Origin of the sequence: Bradyrhizobium sp. CCBAU 53351 (assembly GCF_015291745.1) — a bacterium.
Taxonomy (GTDB): Bacteria; Pseudomonadota; Alphaproteobacteria; order Rhizobiales; family Xanthobacteraceae; genus Bradyrhizobium.
Genome location: NZ_CP030059.1, coordinates 6434163 through 6453348 on the forward strand (window position 1 = coordinate 6434163; position 19186 = coordinate 6453348).

The 19186-nt window shown below is 65.1% G+C and carries 17 protein-coding genes; 10 read left to right on the top strand and 7 right to left on the bottom strand.

The features are described 5' to 3' along the window. Nucleotides 1–23 precede the first annotated feature (23 nt). The 3 genes from XH83_RS30600 to XH83_RS30610 all read left to right on the top strand — a co-directional run bounded on the left by XH83_RS30600 (nucleotide 24) and on the right by XH83_RS30610 (nucleotide 5999). Nucleotides 24–1520: a sigma-54 dependent transcriptional regulator gene (locus XH83_RS30600; protein ID WP_194404321.1), complete on the top strand. Its 1497-nt coding sequence runs from the start codon at nucleotides 24–26 to the stop codon at nucleotides 1518–1520. A gap of 346 nt (nucleotides 1521–1866) precedes the next feature. Next, nucleotides 1867–4101, top strand: a complete 2235-nt coding sequence (locus XH83_RS30605; RefSeq protein ID WP_194404322.1) for a murein L,D-transpeptidase — start codon at nucleotides 1867–1869, stop codon at nucleotides 4099–4101. Nucleotides 4102–4382: 281 nt separating this feature from the next. After that, nucleotides 4383–5999: a DUF882 domain-containing protein gene (locus XH83_RS30610; protein ID WP_246776355.1), complete on the top strand. Its 1617-nt coding sequence runs from the start codon at nucleotides 4383–4385 to the stop codon at nucleotides 5997–5999. 121 nt (nucleotides 6000–6120) lie between these two features. Here the strand turns inward: XH83_RS30610 and XH83_RS30615 are convergent, their stop codons facing one another. The 3 genes from XH83_RS30615 to XH83_RS30625 all read right to left on the bottom strand — a co-directional run bounded on the left by XH83_RS30615 (nucleotide 6121) and on the right by XH83_RS30625 (nucleotide 7476). Then, on the bottom strand, nucleotides 6121–6546 hold the full coding sequence (locus tag XH83_RS30615; protein WP_194404324.1) for a DUF1801 domain-containing protein: 426 nt from the start codon (nucleotides 6544–6546) through the stop codon (nucleotides 6121–6123). 155 nt (nucleotides 6547–6701) lie between these two features. Continuing rightward, nucleotides 6702–6974: a DUF2312 domain-containing protein gene (locus tag XH83_RS30620; RefSeq protein ID WP_142250883.1), complete on the bottom strand. Its 273-nt coding sequence runs from the start codon at nucleotides 6972–6974 to the stop codon at nucleotides 6702–6704. Between the two features lie 190 nt (nucleotides 6975–7164). Continuing rightward, nucleotides 7165–7476, bottom strand: a complete 312-nt coding sequence (locus tag XH83_RS30625) for a DUF1244 domain-containing protein (protein WP_194404325.1) — start codon at nucleotides 7474–7476, stop codon at nucleotides 7165–7167. A gap of 186 nt (nucleotides 7477–7662) precedes the next feature. Here XH83_RS30625 and XH83_RS30630 point away from each other — a divergent pair, with 186 nt between their 5' ends. Together XH83_RS30630 and pyk are read left to right on the top strand one after the other, a co-directional pair. Next, a complete protein-coding gene (locus tag XH83_RS30630; protein ID WP_194404326.1) occupies nucleotides 7663–8244 on the top strand; it encodes a DUF1036 domain-containing protein in 582 nt (193 codons plus the stop codon). Beyond that, entirely contained in the window at nucleotides 8241–9677 is a 1437-nt protein-coding gene (pyk, locus tag XH83_RS30635; protein WP_194404327.1) for a pyruvate kinase, read from the top strand. Before XH83_RS30630 ends, pyk begins: the two co-directional genes overlap by 4 nt. A 151-nt stretch (nucleotides 9678–9828) precedes the next feature. On the opposite strand, the gene XH83_RS30640 is transcribed toward pyk, so the two are convergent. Together XH83_RS30640 and XH83_RS30645 are read right to left on the bottom strand one after the other, a co-directional pair. Continuing rightward, on the bottom strand, nucleotides 9829–10509 hold the full coding sequence (locus XH83_RS30640; protein WP_194404328.1) for a TetR/AcrR family transcriptional regulator: 681 nt from the start codon (nucleotides 10507–10509) through the stop codon (nucleotides 9829–9831). 274 nt (nucleotides 10510–10783) lie between these two features. Beyond that, a complete protein-coding gene (locus XH83_RS30645; protein ID WP_246776356.1) occupies nucleotides 10784–11770 on the bottom strand; it encodes a M23 family metallopeptidase in 987 nt (328 codons plus the stop codon). Between the two features lie 128 nt (nucleotides 11771–11898). On the opposite strand from XH83_RS30645, the gene XH83_RS30650 reads away from it, so the two are divergent. Then, complete coding sequence (locus XH83_RS30650) at nucleotides 11899–12330, top strand: RidA family protein (protein WP_194404330.1); 432 nt, start codon at nucleotides 11899–11901, stop codon at nucleotides 12328–12330. 323 nt (nucleotides 12331–12653) lie between these two features. After that, the gene (locus XH83_RS30655) at nucleotides 12654–13571 is read left to right on the top strand and encodes a phosphatase PAP2 family protein (protein ID WP_246776357.1); all 918 of its coding nucleotides are present in this window, start codon (nucleotides 12654–12656) and stop codon (nucleotides 13569–13571) included. A gap of 69 nt (nucleotides 13572–13640) precedes the next feature. Here the strand turns inward: XH83_RS30655 and XH83_RS30660 are convergent, their stop codons facing one another. Continuing rightward, complete coding sequence (locus tag XH83_RS30660; RefSeq protein WP_194404332.1) at nucleotides 13641–13805, bottom strand: Flp family type IVb pilin; 165 nt, start codon at nucleotides 13803–13805, stop codon at nucleotides 13641–13643. 351 nt (nucleotides 13806–14156) lie between these two features. On the opposite strand from XH83_RS30660, the gene XH83_RS30665 reads away from it, so the two are divergent. The 3 genes from XH83_RS30665 to XH83_RS30675 all read left to right on the top strand — a co-directional run bounded on the left by XH83_RS30665 (nucleotide 14157) and on the right by XH83_RS30675 (nucleotide 17580). Then, complete coding sequence (locus XH83_RS30665; protein ID WP_194404333.1) at nucleotides 14157–15719, top strand: hypothetical protein; 1563 nt, start codon at nucleotides 14157–14159, stop codon at nucleotides 15717–15719. A gap of 174 nt (nucleotides 15720–15893) precedes the next feature. After that, a complete protein-coding gene (locus tag XH83_RS30670; protein ID WP_194404334.1) occupies nucleotides 15894–16889 on the top strand; it encodes a glycosyltransferase family 2 protein in 996 nt (331 codons plus the stop codon). Between the two features lie 7 nt (nucleotides 16890–16896). Further along, nucleotides 16897–17580 (top strand): class I SAM-dependent methyltransferase, encoded by a 684-nt coding sequence (locus XH83_RS30675; protein ID WP_194404335.1) that lies wholly within the window; start codon nucleotides 16897–16899, stop codon nucleotides 17578–17580. 1 nt (nucleotide 17581) lies between these two features. On the opposite strand, the gene XH83_RS30680 is transcribed toward XH83_RS30675, so the two are convergent. After that, a complete protein-coding gene (locus XH83_RS30680) occupies nucleotides 17582–19027 on the bottom strand; it encodes a hypothetical protein (RefSeq protein ID WP_194404336.1) in 1446 nt (481 codons plus the stop codon). Nucleotides 19028–19186 lie beyond the last annotated feature (159 nt).

Here is a 19186-nt window from a genome sequence, read left to right on the forward strand (position 1 = left end):
AGTAGTAGCGTGCGGGGAACACCATGGCTGCCAGTATTTTGATCGCCGACGACGATGCCGTAGCACGCCGGCTGGTCGAGAACATGGTGCAGAAATGCGGCTATGAGACGGTCGTCGTGGACTCCGGCGATGCCGCGATCGCCGCCCTCACCGCTCCCGATGCTCCGGCCATCGACGGTGTCATCCTCGATCTCGTGATGCCCGGCCTCGACGGCATGGGCGTGCTGGCCAAAATCCGCGAAGCGGGCCTCAGCGTCCCCGTCATCGTGCAGACCGCCCATGGCGGCATCGACAACGTGATCTCGGCGATGCGCGCTGGCGCGGCCGATTTCGTGGTCAAGCCGGTCGGCCTCGAGCGACTCCAGGTTTCACTGCGCAATGCTCTCAACGCCTCCGCGCTCAAGGGCGAATTGCAGCGTATCCGGCACAGCCGCGAGGGCCGGCTGACCTTCTCCGATATCATCACCCGCGCCGATGCGATGGCCGGGGTGATGCGCGCCGCGCAGAAGGCCGCGAACTCTTCCATTCCGGTGCTGATCGAGGGCGAGTCCGGCGTCGGCAAGGAGATGTTCGCGCGCGCCATCCATGGCAGCGGCGAGCGCAAGGCGAAGCCGTTCGTCGCCGTCAATTGCGGCGCGATTCCCGACAACCTCGTCGAGTCCATTCTGTTCGGCCACGAAAAGGGTGCTTTCACCGGCGCCACCGAACGGCACATGGGCAAATTCGTCGAAGCCCATGGCGGCACGCTGTTTCTGGACGAGGTCAGCGAGCTGCCGCTGACCGCGCAGGTGAAGCTGCTGCGCGCGCTTCAGGAAGGCGCCGTCGAGGCGGTCGGCGGCCGCAAGCCCGTCAAGGTCGACGTCCGCATCGTCTCGGCCACCAATCGCCGGCTGCTGGAGCGGGTCAAGCAGGGACACTTCCGGGAAGACCTGTTCTATCGCCTGCACGTGCTGCCGCTGACGATCCCCTCGCTCCGGGCCCGGCGCGAGGACATCCCGCATCTGCTCCGGCATTTCCTGGCGCGCTTTGCCGCCGAGGAGAACCGCCAGATCACCGGCATCAGCGGCGAGGCCATGGCGCATCTCGCCCAGCTCGACTGGCCCGGCAACATCCGCCAGCTCGAGAATGCGGTCTACCGTGCGGTGGTGATGAGCGAGGGCGACCAGCTCGGCCTCAGTGATTTCCCGCTGCTCGCGTCGCAGCCGCACCACGCCACCGAGATTCCGACCGCACCGCTGATGCTCGAGCCGGCGGCGAGCCCGTCGGTCGTGTCAGGTAACGACATACCAATCGCGCCTCTCCCGGCCGTGGGAACTTTGGCCATGCTGACCCCGACCGGCGATGTCCGCGCACTCGAGGACATGGAGAACGAGATCATCCGTTTCGCGATCTCGCATTATCGCGGCCAGATGTCCGAGGTGGCCCGCCGTCTCAAAATCGGCCGGTCCACCCTATACCGCAAACTCGACGAAGCCGGGGTTCCCGGCCATGGCGGGAAAAGCGGCGAAGAGACGCACTGAGCCTCATGCGAACGGAGGTTCGCGAGGCGATGCGAGCCGGTTGTAAGCCGTTCGCATGACGACGGAATTCGACTGCGACTTGAACCGTGACTTGGAAGTGACAGACACAGGGAAAAGCGCTTGAGGCCAGCGCACAATCCGTTGCCAAGAGGCTCCCTTGAAGTCAGTTTGGCGTGAGTTGTCCCGGTTAGCGCTGGCTGCAAAACCGGGGTCTGTATATCGTCTGCGTATGAATCGTTGCGTGCAGGCGTGCAACTTTCGAGAGGCCGGCGCGATTTAGCCGAAGCTCAATTGGCGATAACGAAGCTGTTCCATAAGGGACAGTTCACCCGAGGGGTGCGACACAATGCGTGACTGTTTGAACCACCGTGCGGGCTTCGACCGTGTCTTGATGACGGTCGCGGCAACCTTCCTCACGGTGTCGGCCAGCTCAGCCCTGGCGCAGGATCAGGCGCGCAGCAGCGCTGCGGAGCTCGCGATCGAAGCCGCGATCCCGCGCCCCGAGCCGGCCAATGTCCCGCCCCCGACCGCATCGGACATCAAGCTCGACACCACCGCCACGGTTCAGGACTCCGCCAAGGAGCCGGCAAGGGAGCCTGTGAAGGCTGACGTCGCCCCCGCCGCGGACAAGGTCGAGACCAAGCCTTCCGACGTCGCCACGACGCCCGCCACCGAGGCGCCGAAGAGCGAGACTGCCAAAACCGAGCCTGCAAAGACGGAGCCTGCAAAGACGGAGCCTGCAAAGACGGAGCCTGCGAAGGCGGACACCGCCACGGCAAATCCGGCTGCACCTGCGGCACCCGCCGCCGCTGCGGCTCCGGCCGCCGAGCCGGTCAAGGCTGCGAGCAGCGTCCCCGCCGCCGACCAGCCGGTCGCCGACAAGCTCAAGGACATCATCGGCACGAAGACGTCGCGCCATTTCGACCGCAAGAACGAGCGCGCGGCGATCGAGAAATTTTACGGCGCACGCGACTTCGCGCCGGTTTGGACGCAAGGCGGCAGCCTGACGGCTGCGGCCAAGGGCGTCATCGCGCGGCTGAAGGACGCCGCCTCCGACGGCCTCAATCCTGCGGATTATCCGGTGCCGGATTTCGCCAGCGCCACCACGCCCGATGCGCTGGCCGATGCCGAGCTCAAGCTTACCGCCAGCATGTTCGACTATGCGCGCCAGGCCCAGAGCGGCCGCATGCATTGGTCGCAGGTCTCTGGCGACATCCTCTATCCCGAGCATCCGGTCGACCCGAACGAGGTGCTCGCCAAGGTCACGACCGCAACTGACGCTTCCGCAGCGCTCGACAGCTACAACCCGCCGCACAAGCTCTACAAGGAGCTGAAGGCGAAGCTCGCGGAGCTTCGCGGTCAGGGCAGCGGCCCGGCGATCGAGATCGCCGACGGTCCGGCGCTGAAATACACTCCGGCCACCAAGAAGCAGGCCGAAATCGTCGTGGAAGATCCGCGCGTGCCGCAGCTCCGCGCCAAGCTGGGCCTCGCCGAGAACGCCAGCGACACCCGCTATGACGCCGCCGTCGCCGACGCCGTGCGCAAGTTCCAGAACAGCGCCGAGATGAAGGCGACCGGCATCCTCGATGACAAGACGGTCAAGGCGCTCAACACCCCGAAGCGCGACAAGCAGATCGACGTCGTGCTGGTCAATATGGAGCGCTGGCGCTGGCTGCCGCGCGACCTCGGCGCGCCATCGCTGGGCGATGCCTATGTGATCCTCAACATTCCCGACTACACGCTGAAGGTGATGCAGCGCGGCCAGCAGGTCTGGACCACCCGCGTCGTCACCGGCAAGCCGGGCACGCATGCGACTCCGCTGCTCACCGAGACGATGAAGTACATCACGGTCAACCCGACCTGGAACGTGCCGCCGTCGATCGTCTACAACGAGTATCTGCCGGCGCTTCAGCAGGACCCCACCGTGCTGCAGCGCATGGGCCTCAAGCTCGAGCAGAACCGCGATGGCTCGGTGCACATCTCGCAGCCGCCCGGCGAAGCCAACGCGCTCGGCCGCATCCGCTTCAACTTCCCGAACAAGTTCCTGGTCTATCAGCACGACACGCCGGACAAGAACCTGTTCGCCAGGGAAGATCGCGCCTTCAGCCATGGCTGCATGCGCGTGCAGAACCCCGATCAGTACGCCTCGGTGCTGCTCAACATCGTCATGCCGAACGAGAAGTACACGCCGGAGCGCGTGCGCAGCATGTACGGCAGGAGCGAGATCGACCTGAAATTCCCGACGCCAGTGCCGGTCAACATCACCTATCAGACCGCGTTCGTGGATGACGCCGGCAAGCTGCAATTCCGCAAGGACGTCTATGGCCGCGACGCGACCATGATCAACATCCTGAAGAACAATCGCGGCAAGGACCTCGAGGCCGTCGTTGCGCACTCGCAGCCCAGCTATTCGCGCCCGGCGACGACCCTGCCCTCCGGCGTCGCGGTGGCCAACAATGGCGGCGGCTTCGGCTCGTCCGGCCCGAACTTCTTCGAGCGGCTGTTCGGAGGCGGGGCTCCGACCCCGCCGCCGGCTCCGGTCGGCCGCCGGCCCCAGCAGCAGCGGGTATTTACCCGGTAAGCCTGCTCGACGGCCGCTTCCAAAATTCTGCAACGATATCAACGGCCCTATCCCATGGATGGGGCCGTTTAACGTTAACCATTGTCCACCTCGACCCGGGGAGCGGGCGTTTTTTTGCCACAGTCAACCGGTTAGGATCGTATTCTGACTTGGTTTGGGGGCGGGAAGGTCAACCTCGAATTAACCTTCTCGCTTTAAGAAAGCGTTCATCCTCTTCGCGCTGCTAACGGGGTTGGCGGGAGAGTCCATTTTGAACGCTCGTCGACTGGGTGGGCTCATACGTGCTGACTGGTCTCGCACGCCAATTCGCTGTGCTGTCGTTGTCCCATGCGGGAGTGAAGGCCGGTTCGCGCATCGGCCTCGCTGCCGCGTTGCTGCTTGCTGCCGCGGGATCGGTTCATAACGCGGCCGCGCTGAACGAGACCAAGACGCTCTCCTTCCACCACACCCATTCCGGCGAAGACCTCACCGTCACCTTCAAGCGCGACGGGCGCTATGACGAAGCGGCGCTGAAGCAGCTCAACCACTTCCTGCGCGACTGGCGCACCCAGGACGAGACGGTCATGGACCGCCGCCTGTTCGACATCCTCTGGGAAGTCTATCGCGACGTCGACGCCAGGCAGCCGATCCAGATCATCTCGTCCTACCGCTCCCCCGCCACCAACGCCATGCTCCGCCGCCGCTCCTCCGGGGTGGCGCGCTTCAGCCAGCACATGCTGGGACATGCGATGGACTTCTACATTCCGGGCGTGCCGCTGGAGCAGATCCGCTTCGCCGGCTTGCGCCTGCAGCGCGGCGGCGTCGGTTTCTATCCGACCTCAGGCTCGCCCTTCGTGCATCTGGACACCGGCAGCATCCGGCACTGGCCGCGCATGACGCATGATCAGCTCGCCCGCGTCTTCCCGGACGGCAAGACGGTGCATCTGCCGACCGACGGCACGCCGCTGAAGGGCTATGAGCTCGCCAAGGCCGAGATCGAGCGCCGCGGCAACGGCGACGATTCCAGCAGCAGCAAGCCGAACTTCTTCGCCGCCCTGTTCAGGGGCAAATCGGCAGCTCCGACTGCCAGCAGCGACGAGGATGACGAGGGCGCGCCCGCCCCGGCCGCGAAGCCGGCAGCCCCCACCGTCGTCGCAGCCGCGGCCAAGCCCACCGAACCGGTGCCGACGCCCCGCGCCAAGCCGCAAATGGCCGCGATCCAGCTCGCCTCGGCCGATGCGCAGCTCGTTGCCCCGCCCAAGCCGAAGCCCGCGCCGGTTGCTGACAAGCCCGCTGCCGGCAAATCTGCTGACGGCAAGCCGGAGACGCCGGCCGACATCATCAATGCCCGCGGCTTCTGGGATGACGTCCCGGCCGCGCCACAGCAGGCGACGCCGGCGCAGGTCGCTGCGCTGAAGGCCCGCCAGGCCCTTGCCGCCGCCACCGATCCGCAGGCAACCGCGAGCGTGTCCAACGCGGCCCTGCAGGCGCTGGCTTTCGCGCCCGCGGCCTCCCCGGTTGACCGCGCCAATGTCGTTGCCGCCTCGGCGCCGATCCCGCGTTCGGCCCGCCCCGCCTCGCGCAGCCTCGCCCAGGCGACGGAGATCAACACCGTGGTCGGCAAGAGCACCGACGGCTTGGTCGCGACCGCGACGCGCCTCTCTGCCGCCAAGGGCGAGAGCGTCTGGCTCAAGATCGTGATGCTGTCGCCGAGCGCCAGCCGTGCGATGTCGGTCACGCTGATGGGCGAGCTCGATACCGCGGCGCTGCGCGCCTATTTCGTCAAGCCGCGGGCCGTGATCGCGATGGGCTTTGCCGACGACCCGATGCAGGGGCTGTCCTGCGAGATCTTCTCCGGCAGCGCCACCGCAAAGCTCCAGACGACGTCGTTCGTCGTGCGGACCGCCGCGCTACGCTGAGCGCCGCTGCTGTTTCCAGAATTTCACTCTCGTAGCCCGGAGCGAAGCGCAATCCGGGAATCATGCCGCATGCAACGACGGCCCCGGATTTCGCTGCGCTCCATCCGGGCTGCAGGTGGTGCTACCGCGCCTTCTTGCCCCGCCGATCCCGATGATAGGTCAGCGCCAGCGACAGACAGATCGATAGCTCCCGCGTCAGCAGCTTGCCCGATACCGGCAACAACAGCGCCCTGGTTTGCCGATATTCGAACTGATCGGGAAAGCGTTCGCGGAACGTGTCGATCAGGGTCGTCTTGCAGTTGAAGAGAATGGCGGCGGCGTCGGAGTCCTTGACGCGGCCAAGCCGGATCGTCGATCCGCTGCCGGTCTCATCGGTCAGATAAGCCGGCTCGCCCCATTTCAGGGTCTCGGTAAGGCGGCCGACATGCTCGTCCGCAGCGGCGGTCGCGAAGATCAGGTCGCGCACCTGCAGCAGCCGCTTGCCGATCGGTGCCGGCAGAGCGCCGAAGGCACGGTTCAATTCGCGCGGCAGCGGTGGCGCAGTCACGGCGGTCTCCGTTCACAAACGAAGGGCAACACGCCACCCTTTTTGCCCGGACGGAGCGAAAGCGTCATCCCGGGAATGCGTCCTGCGCTGCCAGAACCCGGATTCCGCTTGCGCTCCATCCGGGCTACGGCAGTGACGTTTGAGGCGCGAGCGCCTCAGATCATCCCCAGCGCCTGCATGTAGGTCTCGAGAATCGTTTCGGCCTCGGCGCGCTCGTTGGGGTCCTGCTTGCGCAGCCGCACGATGGTGCGCAGCGCCTTGACGTCGTAGCCATTGCCCTTGCTCTCGGCATAGACGTCGCGGATGTCGTCGGAGATCGCCTTCTTCTCTTCCTCCAGCCGCTCGATGCGCTCGATGATGGATTTGAGCTGGTCCTTGGCAAATTTCGTCGCGGGCTCGTCATCGCGGACGGCGGCGGTGGTGGCCATCTTGGTACTCCAAATGGAACTGGCAAAACGAGGTGACGCCGGCATCCCTCACCGCGCGTGCTGGCAGAACCCTTAGGGTTGGCGCCGGTCGCGTTCAAGGCAGCATCGCGCTCATCCACAGCGCGCCCACACCTTCCTGCGGCGGGGCGAAGAAAGCTGTTGTGCGTTGCGACTCAAGGCTTGCGCGAACTCAATGCCCGTGGCCGTGGGGATGGACCTTCTTCATGGTCTCGAGCTGCTCGGGCGTGGCCGCGCCCTGATGTTTCGACTTCCAGGTCTCGTAGGGCATGCCGTAGACGGCCTCACGGCTCTCGTCCTTGCTCAAGGCGACACCTTGGGCGTCGGCGGCTTCCTTGAGCCAGTTGGACAGGCAGTTGCGGCAGAAGCCCGCCAGATTCATCAGGTCGATGTTCTGGACGTCGGTCCGGGTCTTGAGATGATCGACCAGACGCCGGAAAGCGGCCGCCTCGAGCTCGGTTCTGGTTTTGTCGTCGATTGCCATGGCTGTATCCCCGGTATCCTTTGGGCCTGACCCCGATGGGGGTCACCCTTACGGGATCAATTGGGCCCTGTCACAGATTTTGCCATATCCCGGCGCAGACCGGTCCGAAGCCGGGTTGCCGCTCATTCGTGGCGGTTCCCCGGCCCTACGCCAAATCGTCAATGATCTGGTATAGCTACCGCGACAATGATTGCCGAATCTCCCCGCTCCCCGCTTCGCCTGCTCGCCCGGTTGGTCCCGGTGCTGATGGTCGCCTGGCTATGCCTCGGCGCCAGCCCGGCCTCGGCCGATTTCCGGCTCTGCAACAACACATCGAGCCGGGTCGGCATTGCCCTCGGCTACAAGGATGCCGAAGGCTGGACCACGGAAGGCTGGTGGAACATCTCGTCGCGCTCCTGCGAGACCCTGCTGCGGGGAACGCTGGTCGCCCGTTACTATTACATCTACGCGATCGACTATGATCGCGGCGGCGAGTGGTCGGGGCAGGCCTTCATGTGCTCGCGCGACAAGGAGTTCACCATCCGCGGCACCGAGGATTGCCTCGCGCGCGGCTACGACCGGACCGGCTATTTCGAGGTCGACACCGGCGAGCAGCGGGCGTGGACGGTGCAACTGACCGACGCCAACGAACAGCCGGCGCAGCAACGCGTACCTGGCCTGCCCGGTCCGGTTGGCCCAGGCGGGGTTCCGGGTTTGCCCACCAGCCCGCCCGGTGCTACGCCCCCGGGCTCGCCCGGCCTGCCACCCCAGTCTGGAAATAAGCCATGAGGCGTCTTCGCCGTATCAAGATTCTCGCGACCCTGGGACCGGCCTCTTCAGATCTCGCGATGATCCGCCGCCTGTTCGAGGCCGGCGCCGACCTGTTTCGCATCAACATGAGCCACACCCCGCATGACAAGATGCGGGAGCTGGTGGCGACGATCCGCAACGTCGAGTCGAGCTACGGCCGGCCGATCGGCATCCTGGTCGACCTGCAGGGCCCGAAGCTCAGGTTGGGCGCCTTCGCCGAAGGCTCGGTGCAGCTCCAGAACGGCCAGACCTTCACGCTCGATTCCAACAAGACGCCCGGCGATGCCACGCGCGTCCACCTCCCGCATCCCGAGATCCTGGCCGCGCTCAGGCCGGGCCATGCGCTGCTGCTCGACGACGGCAAGGTGCGCCTGATCGCAGAGGAGACCTCGAAGGAGCACGCGGTGACGCGTGTCGTGGTCGGCGGCAAGATGAGCGACCGCAAGGGCGTCAGCCTGCCCGACACCGACCTGCCGGTCTCCGCCATGACGCCGAAGGATCGCGCCGACCTCGAGGCGGCGCTCGTCACCGGAATCGACTGGATCGCGCTGTCCTTCGTGCAGCGCGCCGACGACGTGCTCGAAGCCAAGAAGATGATCCGCGGCCGCGCCGCCGTCATGGCCAAGATCGAGAAGCCGCAGGCGATCGACCGCCTCGCCGACATCATCGAGGCCTCCGACGCGCTGATGGTGGCGCGCGGCGACCTCGGCGTGGAGCTGCCGCTCGAGCGCGTGCCGAGCCTGCAGAAGCAGATGACGCGGATGGCGCGCCGCGCCGGCAAGCCGGTGGTGATCGCAACCCAGATGCTGGAATCGATGATCCAGTCGCCGGTCCCGACCCGCGCCGAAGTCTCGGACGTCGCAACGGCGGTCTATGAGGGCGCCGACGCCATCATGCTGTCGGCGGAATCGGCGGCCGGCAAATTCCCGGTCGAGGCGGTCTCGACCATGAACCGCATCGGGGAGGAGGTCGAACGCGACCCGACATACCGCTCGGTGATCATGGCCCAGCGCCCGGCGCCGGAAGCGACCGTGGGCGATGCGATCGCGGATGCGGCGCGGCAGATCGCCGAGACCCTCGACCTGCCCGCCTTGATCTGCTGGACCTCGTCGGGCTCGACCGCAGTGCGCGTGGCCCGGGAACGGCCGAAGCCGCCGATCGTGGCAATCACGCCGAACATCACGGCAGGACGGCGGCTCGCCGTCGCCTGGGGCGTACATTGCGTGGTCGCTGAGGATGCCCGCGACCAGGACGACATGGTCAGCCGTGCCGGCCAGATCGCGTTCCGTGACGGTTTTGTCCGTGCCGGCCAGCGCGTGCTCATCGTCGCCGGCGTGCCGCTCGGCATTCCCGGCACCACCAACATGGTGCGCATCGCCTCGGTCGGCCCCGAAGGCGACGCGAACATGTAGGTCGCCGGCACCCCTCCAACACAAATATCGAAGAACAACCCCATGCACAGTAGCCGGAGGGTCCGGCGAGCTTGCTGCGATCTGACGAAAAGGCTTTCCCGCTCAACGACCTGAGCGGGATCAGGCCGCCGCCCCGGTCGCGCGGCGGTTCTTACGCGCCAACCAGCGCCTTCGTCGCCGGCAGCAGCGTCTGCTGCACCACCAGACCGCGGGCGCGGGCGTCCATGACGCCGACCGCGCGCAGCGCCAGCAGCGTCACGGTCTGCACCGCATCGCGCATCTTGACGGGATCATCGAGATTGTCGGGCGCGAGCGGCCCGACCAGCGCCTCGTGCAGCGCACCGAGCAACGCGGTGGCGGCGAGCGCGGTGTCCTGCGCCGGCAGGTGACCGGCCCGCACCGCAGCGTCGATCCGCCCAGCAATCTCGCCCGCGATCTCGCGCCGGCTGGCCAGGCGCGAGGCGCTGACATCGACATCGACGGGCTCGGCCAGGATGCCCCAGGCGAGCCGGCGCTGCGACAGGGTATGGACCGCCACGGTGGTCACGGCCGCGGCCAAGGCCGAGGACGGCCCCGGCGCCGCATCGGCCGCCCGGCGGATCGCCGCGAGCTCGTCGCGGGAGACCTCGGCGATGAGTTCAGAGATCAGCTCGGCCTTGGAGGGAAAATAGCGGTAGACCGTGCCGGCCGCGACATTGGCCCGGACCGCGACCGGCGCGATCTGCACCGCCGCCATCCCGCCTTCCGCCGCAGTCTCCCGCGCCGCCGCGAGAATCGCACTGCGCCGCGCCGCAAGGCGCTTCACCACTTGATGCGTCCGCCGATAAACCATGGCGCGCTTCCTGTCCCACACGCGTGCCGCACGCCCTGCGGCCGAACGCTTCGTCACGTCAAAGATGCAAATCGCCCCGCAAGGACTGAACAACTATTCAGGGTAGATGACAAGATGGGAAATGCGTGGAGCGTCACGGCGACAGGACTGAAGCGCCAACCCTGGTTGCGGAAGCTGATCAGGGCGTGCTCGCTCCACCTCGCCGCGGATTCCTGCTTGCCGAAAGGGAGCCGAAATGCCGCCTGTGCGATGGCCGGCTTCGCGAGACGCGATGCTATGGCGCGATGTCCAACTGGAAGGACCGCCGCCCGATCTCGGCAGCTTTTCGGCGAAGAACGTAAGTTGCCCTATAGGTGCCAGGCGGCCAGACGACGCCTCCGCGCTTCCTTCCGGCCGAGATGAAATATTGGGCCTGGTCGCGCGGCAGCTTCGGTGCCCGATACTCGGCGATCACTTGCCCTTCGGGTGACTTCAGCTCGAGAATTTGCTCGTCGTCCGCCTGAAGTCCGATCGCGCGAACATAGGCGACGATGGCGGCCGAATGAGAGCCAGGCAAGGATCGCTCGAACTCGCCTGTCTCGATCTCGTCCATGGTCACTGCTCGATCGGCAAAGCCGGCATTGATGATTTCGGCGGCCGGATAGTTCGAAACGGTGTTCAGCGTCGGCTGCCACAGCGAACGGCCGGAGCTGCATTCGCCTTTCGCGGCGCCCTCAGCGAACGGATCCACAACCGTCCCGTCATGCCGCACGGTGAAATGCAGGTGTGGGAATTCGGTGTTTCCGGACAGGCCCACCGACCCGAGCGCCTGCCCGGAGCTGACCCTGTCACCGGGCTTCACTCTGAGACTGCCTTTGGCCATGTGGCAGTATTGCGTGCTCCAGCCGTTCTCGTGCTCGACGACCGCGCCGTTGCCGCATTCCCTGCCGGCGATTGCGGCTTTGCCGACGACCTTGACCGATACGTCATCCATGCCGTCGCGCGTGTGCACGACGCGCCCCGCCGCGGCAGCAACGACCTCGACGCCTTTTCTCTGAACGTCCAGATCGGGCAACCGGATGTCGGTGCCGTCGTGGCCGTCATAGGTTCGGTGCCCGCATCGAAAGTCCAAGGCATTGTCCGAGGGATCATGGTCGACGTAGTTCTGGATGAAGCAGGTCGTTTCCAACTCGCAGGCAACCGGCCAGGCGAAAAGCTGTGGCTCGGAGCCGTGAGATACTGATGCGCAAGTGACGAGCATGCAAATAGCCGATGCAGCCAAACACCTTCTCATCCGATCCGTCCGTTCAATGAGCTTGGCGCCAAGACGCGCCACACGCGGCGCCCGAAAGCTGGCTAGTATCATGCTGCCGCAGGCCGTCAGCCCGCACCAAAAAGCAAGGAGCTACAATGAGCCGATCCATTCAGGTTGCTGCAGGACTCTTTGATAGCCGGCCGTATGGCTTTGCACAGGTCGCAATCATCCGGACACCGTTTGGTGACGTTGCAAATATATCTGGCCAGGTCGCTTGGGATGCCGATCGAAAGATCGTTGGCCCCGGCGACATCGGACGTCAACTGGAAAAGAGCCTGGAAAATCTGGCTGTCGCATTGGCGTCGGTTGGGGCAACGCTCAATGATGTCGGCTCACTCCGTCTCTACATCAAGCACGATCATCTGCACGAAGGCGAGGCGATCAGTGGCGCGCTCAGGGCAACATTCGGCGACAACCCGCCATGCGCAACGTGGATCGGGGTGGCAGGTCTCGCGAACGACGCATTCCTGATAGAGGTCAAGCCCTCCAACGTTTTTCTTGCGGGAGCAGGCCGCGAACGGCTTTAGGTCACGCGCCCTCAATTTTGGGCCCGAATTGTACGGTCTACCCAAGATCGAAACATCGTAGTCTCGAAAAAGGGCTTGGTCTTCCAATCCGGATCACAGAACGACCAAACGCGTGGGACGCCCCCGGGAGAGGCGCTGTAAACGCATAGATAAAAGTACCATGCAATGGTTCCAAGTCCGATAACCACACTTCTTACGGCGATCTTAATGCAGATCCGTAACTGTGCGGAGGCAATGTAATTCCATCTCGGTACACCATGCTCGACAGGGACGCCCGGACCGCCTGGCAGCTTTTCCAACTCAACTGGCTTCCGATTCTCGGGATGGGGACCCTGCTGGCGCTTGGCCTTCCCTTGACCGGACTCGCTCTCGAGCCGGTCGCCTTTGGCGTGACCGTTGCGATCGCCGCGGCGCTGGCCGCGATCGTCTATGGGCACCGGATCGTCAAAGGAGACCTTGCGGACCCGAAGCTGGTGTTTTCGCTCGGCACCATCGGACAGCTCCTCCTGCTCTGCACCATTATCGGGCCACTGACTTACGTCGCGGGCAAGCTGAACTGGCCGCTGCAGGACCAGGCGCTGCTGGCGATCGACCGGGCGCTGGGCCTCGATCCGGAACCGATCGCGCGCTATGTCAACGAGCACCCCTGGCTCGCGAACTGCCTCACGCGCGCCTATGGACTGATCAAGTTTCCGCTGCTCGGCATTCCCGTCGTGCTGGCACTGACGGCGCGCTATGTGCGGCTGCAATTATTCATGCTGGCGATGAGCCTCGCGCTCGCGGTCACCATCACGATCTCGGCCGTGGTCCCCGCGATCGGCACCTATTATGGCCTGCATTTGTCGGCCGCGCATTTCCCGGAGATCAACACCGAGGTCTATGCCGGGCAGCTGCGCGACATCCTGGCGCTCCGGGACGGCAGCCTGCAGGAGCTTCGGCTGTTCTTTCTCTCCGGAATCGTCTCGTTTCCAAGCTTTCACGCGGCATCCGGGGTGCTTTACATGTGGGCGCTGTGGCCGGTGCGCGGCCTCGGCGGCATCGCGGCCGTGCTCAACCTGGCGATGATCGCGGCGACGCCGGTGATCGGCGCGCATTACATCATCGACGTCGCTGCCGGCGTCGGTCTCGCAGCGGCTTCGATCTGGGCGGCGAAGTTCTACCTCGGCCGGAGCCGCGCGCTGCATGGGTCTGCAGCGCCCGCTGCGTCGAGCGGACTGACAGGCCTCGTCCAGGAGAATTGACAAGCCTCGTCCAAAAGAAAAGAGCCCCGTCAAGGACGGGGCTCTCTGAAATCTTCTGGTCGTCCGGCTTTACTTGAGGCCGGTCGAGATCGCGGTGAACTTGGTGTTCAGCGTGGTGCCGAGGTTGTTGACGACGGTGATGATCGCCAGCGCGATGCCGGCAGCGATCAGGCCGTATTCAATGGCGGTGGCGCCGGATTCATCCTTCACGAAACGCGCAACGAGGTTCTTCATAGAGGTGCTCCAAATGAGTACACGAGGCTTGCAACTGATCTGGTCTTTTCGGCTTCCCAGCGCCGCCCGACCATGGAACTGAACGTAGAGACAAAGAATTGCGCCGCAGTTAATTCGACTGCGTAAACTCCGAGCGGATTGCCGATGGTAAATCGAAATCTAAAATAATCTGTTAAATTGTCGGGACATGAAGCCGGCAAGACGCTGCCGGTTTACTCGAAGTTATCACCGCCATGGTCAAATGCCGCCCGCTCGAACCGAAGCGCGACATGATGATTCAATCGCCGCGTTTCATGACGTTGTTCGAGCATGGTCCTCTCGGAAATCCGCGCCGCACAGCGATCCCATGACATGGTTCCTTCCGACAGGCCGGCCTTGACACTCCCCACGCGTCCCGGCTCGGACCGACCCATCGCGATCATCGTTCTTGCGGTGCTGGCGGCCGTCTCGTTTCTTCCGGTGCTGCTGACCCCCATTCCCGCGATGGTCGATTATCCCAATCACCTCGCCCGCATGTACATTCTGAGCCAAAGCGGCACCCCCAATGCCAATCCGCATTACGAGGTGACCTGGGCCTTCTATCCCAATCTCGGCATGGATCTGCTGGTCCCGCAGATGGCGCGGCTGATGAGCGTCGAGAGCGCCACACGGCTGTTTCTGCTGCTGAGCCAATTGCTGATCGTCGGAGGCGCGCTGCTGCTCGAATGGGTCCGGAAGGGACGGGTCGAGCTTGCCGGCTTCGCTGCGCTCGCTGTCCTCTACTGCCTGCCGTTCAGCTGGGGCTTCGTGAATTTCGAGTTCGGGCTCGGCCTCGCGCTCTGGGGCATCGCCGTTTATCTGATGCTGGCAGAAGGCCCATGGCCGCTGCGTTTCCTCGCCAATCTGATCTTCGTCGCTGCGCTGTATGTGGCGCATTTCTTTTCGCTCGGCATTTATGGCGCGACGCTGGGCCTGTTCGAGTTGTCGCGCATTCGCCAACGGCAGGTCGCCTATCCCGTCTCGGCCGCACGGCTTGGCGCGCTGGCGCTCCCGGCGCTGGCGCTGTTTGCGCTCATGCATTTCACTGCAGGCTCGATCGGAAGCGAAGGGACGAGCTGGTTCCTTGCCTTCAAGCCGATCTGGCCGCTGCGCATCATGAACGGCTACAATCTGACGACGGCGGCAGCGACCGGACTGGCGCTGATGATCGGGTTGTTTTTTGCAGCACGACGCGGCATTCTCCGGCTCGAGCCTTCAGGCACCTGGCTCGCGATCGGTTTTGCGCTGCTCTATCTGGTCATTCCATCGAAGCTGTTCGGAACCTCCTTCGTCGATCTTCGCGTGATTCCCGCCGCGGCCCTGATCCTGCCGGCCTTCTGCTCGCTATCGCTGCCGAGCCGGCGGTGCAGAATGGCGGCGCTAACAGGCATTAGCGGCATCATATTGCTCAATCTCGCCGTCGTTCTTTCGGTGTGGCTGCCTTACCGCGCCGATTACGCGGCGATCATCGCCTCGTTCCAGAAGATCGATCGCGGCTCGCGTGTCCTGGTCGGCAGCACGGTCGACGATGGAGACCCGCCCTTCGCCGACCTCACCTCGTATCCCATGTATTATGCGCCGACGTTGGCCGTGCACTACGCCAATGCGTTCGTGCCGAACCTGTTCACTGAAACGGGCAAGCAGCCCGTGCGGCCGCGCGAGGCCGTGCGCAATATCGCCATTCCCTATGGCGGACCGGTGCCGTCAGGCCTGCTGGCCGCGATCGCGACAGGCCAGCCGCCGGCGGACGTTCCGCCGTTCGTCCGCAGCTGGGACCGCGACTTCGACTACCTCTATATGCTTGGGGCGCCGACCGCGAACCCGCTGCCGGATCGGCTGGAGGTCTTGGAGACCTCGGAGCGATTTGTTCTCTACAGGATCCGCCGCAAGCCCTAGACCAACGCCGCGGCTGCCAAGCGTGGTTAAGCGGCCTTCACCATCCCGCTCCGCCTCCCCGCTCTTCGCCTCCGGCAATGCTCCGGGCGCTAGACCCTTAACGGTTGCGGCAAGGCGACCTTAACCACCGTCTCATAGACTTCCGCCCCTGCAACTCAGTCGGAATCCCCTCGCATGGCGGCCACTTCCAGATCGATCCGCTACAGCCTCGTCATCCCCGTGTTCAACGAGGAAGCCGTGCTGCCGGTCCTGTTGCGCCGGCTCGACCAGGTCATGTTCCGGCTCGACGGGCCGGCGGAAGCGATCTTCGTCGACGACGGCAGCCGCGATTCCAGCTCGATTGTGCTAAAGGCGCTCGCCGCGCGCGACTCGCGCTTTCGCTACATCGGCTTGTCGCGAAATTTCGGCCACCAGATCGCCATCACCGCCGGCATGGACGCCGCGCAAGGTGACGCGATCATCGTCATGGATGCCGATCTGCAGGATCCGCCCGAAGTGATCGAGCAATTGATCGCGAAGTGGAAGGAGGGCAACGACATCGTCCACGCCCGCCGCCTGTCGCGCGAGGGCGAAAGCCGTTTCAAGCGCGCGACCGCGCATCTGTTCTACCGGCTTCTCGGCAAGATGTCCTCGGTCGGGATCCCCGCCGATGTCGGCGACTTCCGCCTGATCGATCGCAAGGTGCTCGAGGCGCTGCGGCAGATGCCGGAGCAGGACCGCTTCGTGCGCGGCATGATCGCCTGGCTCGGCTTCCGCCAAGCCGAGGTCGCCTTCCATCGCCTCGAGCGCGCCGCGGGCGAAACCAAGTACCCGCTGTTCAAGATGGTTCGTCTGGCGGTGAACGCCGCGCTCGGCTTTTCCGATCTGCCCCTGCGGCTTGCCATCTGGTGCGGATTAACGGTGTCCGGGCTCGCGCTGCTCTACGGCGGCTGGGTCGTCCTGTTGTGGCTCAGCAAGGACAGTCACCTCGTCACCGGCTGGTCCTCGACGATGGTCGTCGTGTCGCTGCTGTGCGGCATGAACATGCTGATGACGGGCATCGTGGGGCTCTATGTCGGCCGGATCCATGCCGAGGTGAAGCGCCGCCCGCTCTACGTGGTGCAGGCCCGCGTCGGCTTCGATCGCGACGAGACGGCGGCGACGCCGGCGATCCACGCCGTCAACGAGTGACCAACGCATGACCGAACTGTTCGACGGCTATCACGACAATTACCGTGATGTGGTGCAATCCTCGATCGACTTCTCGGGCCTGCCGCATGATTTCTTCATGCGCGCAAAGGCCGATCTGCTGCGCGATCTGATCGCGCAGCGGCTGGATCTCGAGAAGCCCGACTTGCTGGACGTCGGCTGTGGCGTCGGCAGCCTTCATCCGCTGCTGCACGGCATGGTCGGCCGCTTGAGCGGCATCGACGTCTCCTCGGCCAGCCTGGCGCAGGCGCGCGCTCGCAATCACGGGGTCGACTACCGGGAGTTCGACGGGCGCACTTTTCCGTTTGCCGATGCCAGCTTCGATCTCGTCACTGCCGTCTGCGTGATGCACCATATCGTGCCGACCGAGTGGGCGCAGTTCATCACCGAGATGCGCCGCGTGGCACGCCCCGGCGGGCTCGTCTGCGTGATCGAGCACAATCCGTACAATCCGCTGACGCGGCTTGCCGTCGCGCGCTGCGAGTTCGACCGGGACGCGGTGTTGCTCGGTGCCGGCACGACCCGAAAGTTGATGACGGCTGGCGGCCTGCGCGAGATCGGTGCGCGGCATTTCCTGCTGCTTCCCTGGGACAGCAAGCCGGCACGGCGCCTGGAAGGCGCCCTGAGCGGCGTGTGGCTCGGCGGCCAATACGCCGCCTTCGGAACCGCCTGAGTTATTTTTGCGGCGTATCCCGCCGCTTGTGCACGACCGCCACATCGTCGCTGTAGACGCGCTGCCACGCCGGCAGCCGGTCGAGCATGGCGACCGCCGGCGTGCTGGGTGCGAGCAGCGTCGCGCCGATCTCGTATTCGTCGAGCAGCTTGAGAAAGTCTACGAGGTCGACCAGCGCCAGCGCGCGATTGTAGCGGTTGATGAACGGGCCCCCGTACAGTTCGCCGCGACCATCGATGAAGGTGGGAATGCCGGAAAAGATCAAATAGCCGCCGAAGGAATAATCGTTGAGCACAGGCCCCGCCTTGGCAAGGTCGGCCTTGGCGATCGCGGCTTGCGGGGCGACGGATGGAGCCGGCCTGACGTCACGCGCCAGGGCCACCCCGCTCATCGCGATCAAAACACCGAGCCCAGCCAGGTTCAGGCCGCGCGAGGCGACCGCCGCATCATCCTCGGCCGGTCCGCCGAACTTCCGGCCTAGCGGAGCCGCCAGATAGAGCGGCGCCAGCATGGCCAGCAGATCCGCATTGCGGATTTGCGCCAGCGCGAAATGCAGCAGGCCGATCACCACGAGGGCGCGCACGACCGGCAGCGTGATGCCGCGCGAGAGCGCGAAGATGCTGCCTAGCAGCAGCAACTCGAAGCCACCGATGTGGCTGAAATCCTGTGGCCGCCATTCCGCGATCCAGGCGAGCGCGGAGCCGAGGCCGAGCGTCGTCAGCGGCATCAGCAGCGGTTCCGGCCCGTGCGGCGTCAGGCAGGATGCCGCGACCGCAAGGGCCGTGAATGGCAGCCAGCGCAGCAGCACGCGCGGCCATTCGCTTCGGGCTTCACGCAGCAGCGCCTCGAGCACCGCCGGGCCGATCAGTCCAAGCGCCAGCACCACGCTCCCGTGCAAATTGGTCCACAGCACCAGGAGCGGCAGGGCCCAATAGGGCGGCGGCCCCGCACGATCCATGCAGCGGACCAGCGCAGCCGCCCAGGTCACCATCACCGGCAGCACGAAGACATGGGGACGCGCGAGCATGTGCGGCGCCAGCAAGACGACGGCCGCCACCACCATGAGCAGCGTCAGGGTCGGCGAAAGCTCGCGCAGCAGGAAGGACGTGAACAGGCCGAAGGCGAGCGCGACCGCCGCGGCCGCGATGGCGACCACGCCTGGCCAGCCGGCAAGCGCGTAGATTCCGGCGTAGATGACCTCGGACAACCATTCGAAGGTGATCCAGGGCGCGCCGCGCATCGAAAAGGAAAACGGGTCGCTCGCCGGCAGGGCGCCGTGCGCGATGATCCAGCGTCCAACCTCGATGTGAGAATAGCTGTCGGGATCGGCAAGCAGCCGCGGCCCCGCCACCAGCAGCATGGCATAGACGCAAAGGCCTACTGCCCAAGGGAGCGCTGCACGTGCCGAGAACGGTTGAACCGCGCTGTGGACGACCTGGTCAGTCATGGCGGGCCAAAGTAGGCCGCAAGCGTTAAGTTCTTCTTTAATGTTTCGCGCGTTTGCCGCGAAGGCGGTTCAGGCACTTCGCTCGCGCCCCGCGATGCGCAGCCAGCCAACAAAAAACGCGGCGTTTCCGCCGCGTTTTTCAATCTCATATGACGTCCG